Genomic DNA, 3,537 nt, shown 5'->3' on the forward strand with positions numbered 1-3,537 from the left:
TGGTACCTTCAATTGAGGATTTTCCTCGAAGGAAGGTTTGCATGAAACATACACAAAGAGCTTTGGGTTTGGTGTTGGTGTTGTTGCTCGTTCTTGGATCTGTATTTGCTGCGGGTTCGAAAGAAGTTGCAGCTCCTGCCAGTACTGCGATGGAGGACAAGGTCTCCATGTACGCAAGTATTACCTCCATTGAACCGATTATCGAAGCGTTTACCGCTGATACCGGTGTTGCTGCAGAGAATACCAGACTTTCTACTGCACGTTTTGTCTCTACCGTACTGACTGAATTTGAGGCTGGGAAACTTGCTGCAGACGTTTTGCAGGGTCCCCTTCCGGTACTGGAAATTCTCAAGGAACAGGGTGTTATCGCCGAGTATGTCTCCCCGGTAGGCGAGACGTATCCCGAATGGGCAAGACGTGGTGATGGCATCTACCTCTTTGGTATTGAGTATGTAGCGCTTATCTACAACACCGAGTTGGTTGATCCTGCTGATGTGCCCAAGCGCTATGAAGATCTTACCGATCCGAAGTGGAACAATCAGATTGTCATGGCCAACCCCGCGAGCCACGCAACCACGATCAGCTGGCTGGTAGGTTTGAAAGAACACGTATTTGCCACCGAAAAGGAGTGGTATGATTTCCTTCACGGTCTTGCCGCCAACAACCCGATGTTCGTAGCATCGTTCAGCCCGACTCCTGCTCCCATCGAAAGTGGTGAGAAGAAGATTGGTATCTCGATGCCCAAATACATCGTCACCAAGGCTCCGGCTCCGCTTGCTTGGGCACAGGTATCACAGCCGATGCTCGGCAGCCCCCGTGCCATCGCCATTGCCAAGGATGCTCCTCATCCCAATGCAGCAAAGGCTTTCGTTGAGTACTGGCTTTCCAATAAAGCCATGGGCATGCTGGCCAACGATGTTGGTGAATATGTGTTGACTCCTGGTGTGTATCCCCCGATCAAGGATATTGATAAGGCTGAGGTTATCGCCATTCGCGAGCTCTCCGACGAGGAGCTGGTGAAGTGGGGTGCTGAGTTCGAGAAGATTTTCGAAAAGAAATAACCATAACGGAAAGCAGGAAGAAGCGGATGGAAATTCAGATTACCGGAGTGAAGAAGTACTATCATTCTGAAGGGAAGATCATCAAGGCACTGGATGGGGTGAATCTCACGATTCCAGCGAACAAGATTTTTACCTTGCTTGGTCCCAGCGGTTGTGGCAAAACCACACTGCTGAGAAGCATTGTCGGCCTTGAGACCCCTGATGAAGGAGAAATCCGTATCGGCGACACCATTGTGTGGTCAAGTGAAAAACATATTGATGTTCCTACCGAAAAGCGGGGACTCGGGATGGTATTCCAGACCTACGCAATCTGGCCGCATATGGACGTGTTCAACAATGTTGCCTATCCGCTGCAGAATATGAGGCTTCCAAAGGATGAAATCAATCGCAGGGTCGAGAAGACCCTGCAGTTCGTCCAGCTTGAGGGCTTCGGAAATCGCCCTGCCACCCGTCTTTCCGGTGGCCAGCAACAGCGTGTCGCCCTTGCAAGGGCGCTTGTTGCTGAGCCTAAGGTCATCCTGTTTGACGAGCCGCTTTCCAACCTGGATGCGAAGCTTCGTGAAGAAACACGCAAGGAACTGAGAAGTTTTCTGAGTGAACTTGCCATTACGGCCGTCTATGTTACCCACGACCGCATTGAGGCTCTGGCACTCAGTGATCAGATTGGGGTGATGCGTGCAGGCAACATCATTGAAATCGGAGATCCGAAGAAGATTTACTTCGACTCCGAACATCAGTTCGTTGCTGACTTTATTGGTCGCTCCAACCTGTTGCCGGTTACCATCGAAGAACAGGGCAGTGGGTATACCAAGGTGAGCTCCTCAATTGGGGATTTCATGTGTGCCAAACGTGAGTTTCCCGCTGGAAGTGAGATTACCCTCTGCATCAGGCCCGAATTTGTGGACTTGATCGATCCGGCAGAGAAAGAGAAGCATCAGAACACGTTGGTGGGGAAGATGCATACCATGGTCTTTGTCGGCGAGGTGTATGAGAGTGAGATTTTGGTTGGGGATCAGCTGATTATGGTGAAAGTCGATCCCGATTCGAAGGTGAAGGAAGGAGATGAGGTGGTAGTTTCCATCGCAGCAGACCACTGCCTTTTGGTTTCAAGGTAGGAAGAGGATACTATGGCAAAAACTCGGCATACAAAGCTTACCTATCTGTTGATTCTGATTCTTGTCTCCCTCACGCTGGCCCCGGTGGTGATGTTGGTGATCGGCAGCTTCTCCAAGGGCCTGCGCAACGTGGGTACTTTTACCTTCGACAAGTACATTTCCGTCTACACTGATCCTGCCTTGTTGGCAGTTCTCATGAATACCGTGGTGTTTGTCGCAGGTTCAGCGCTGTTCGCTACAGTGTTGTCACTCTTTCTGGCCTACCTCAACAACCGGACAAACATCCATTGGAAGTTCTTGTTCAAGGTGCTTTCGGTGGTGCCCATGATGATTCCTCACGTGCTGTTTGCAGTCAGTTGGGCGTTGCTGCTCAATCCTTCCAATGGGATTCTGAATCTCTGGATCATGCAAGCCTTTAACCTTGCAAAAGCGCCGTTCAATATCTACTCGCTTCCAGGGATGATTATGGTGGAAGGCTTGCTCGATCTTCCTATTGCCTACTTGATCATCTCTCCTGCGATGGCATCCTTTGATGTATCGCTTGAGGAGTCGTCGAAGGTGTTCGGGGGCAGCAATATGAAGACGCTGTTCAAGATTACGCTGCCTGTGCTGCGTCCAGCCATTCTTGCAGCATTCATCCTGTGTGTGGTGCGTTGTCTTGCCTCCTTTGCTGTTCCGTCGGTACTGGGTATGCCGGGTCGTGTCTATGTGCTCGCAACCTATATTTATCGAACGGTCAACACAGGCTTCGTTGCCGACTACGGCAAGGCTGCCGCAATCGGCATGAGCATTCTGGTTCTCTCCATCTCCCTGATCTATGTGTATCGTTATTTTACCCGCAGCAGCGAGAAGTTCGTGACTGTTTCCAGCAGGGGCTTCAAGCCGGTGGTGATTGAGCTCAAGAAGGCTAGGATCCCTCTTTTCATCGTTCTGTTGCTTGTCTCGTTTGTTTTGATCGTGCTTCCTGTTCTGGTCTTGCTCTATACCTCGCTTGTTCCCTATTCGATGGTACCCAGTGCACGGGCATTCTCGATGATGAACTTCGATCACTGGAAGACGGTAATGAAAGATCCCATCTCCCTGCTTTCCTTGAAGAACAGTTTGTTCCTGGGTATTGTAGGGGCTACCTTGGGAACGGTTCTCTCCCTCTTTGTTGCCTATGTCATTGTGAAGGTGAAGAGCAAAGCAGCAGGGGTTCTGGAGTCCTTGAGCTTTCTCTCATTCTCCTTCCCGGGTATCGTCATTGGTATCGGGTTTATGTGGTTCTTCATCAAGACGCCGCTCTATGCAACCATTTGGGCTCTGCTCATCGGTTACATTGCAACCTATTTGCCCTATGGCATTCGGCCGCTCACCAGTGC

3 protein-coding genes are annotated in these 3,537 nt (G+C 50.5%); all 3 read left to right on the forward strand.

The features are described from left to right. The first annotated feature begins 41 nt into the window (after positions 1–41). Entirely contained in the window at positions 42–1,061 is a 1,020-nt protein-coding gene (locus tag AB7C91_RS13610) for an ABC transporter substrate-binding protein (protein ID WP_428592371.1), read from the forward strand. A gap of 26 nt (positions 1,062–1,087) precedes the next feature. Beyond that, positions 1,088–2,176 carry an ABC transporter ATP-binding protein gene (locus AB7C91_RS13615; RefSeq protein WP_428592374.1) on the forward strand — a complete coding sequence of 363 codons (1,089 nt, stop codon included), beginning with the start codon at positions 1,088–1,090 and terminating at the stop codon, positions 2,174–2,176. A 12-nt stretch (positions 2,177–2,188) separates the two neighbouring features. Beyond that, positions 2,189–3,537: ABC transporter permease (locus AB7C91_RS13620; RefSeq protein ID WP_428592377.1), on the forward strand; the 1,349-nt coding region annotated here is incomplete at its 3' end.

It is taken from the genome of Sphaerochaeta sp., from assembly GCF_050256055.1.
Taxonomy (GTDB): Bacteria; Spirochaetota; Spirochaetia; order Sphaerochaetales; family Sphaerochaetaceae; genus Sphaerochaeta.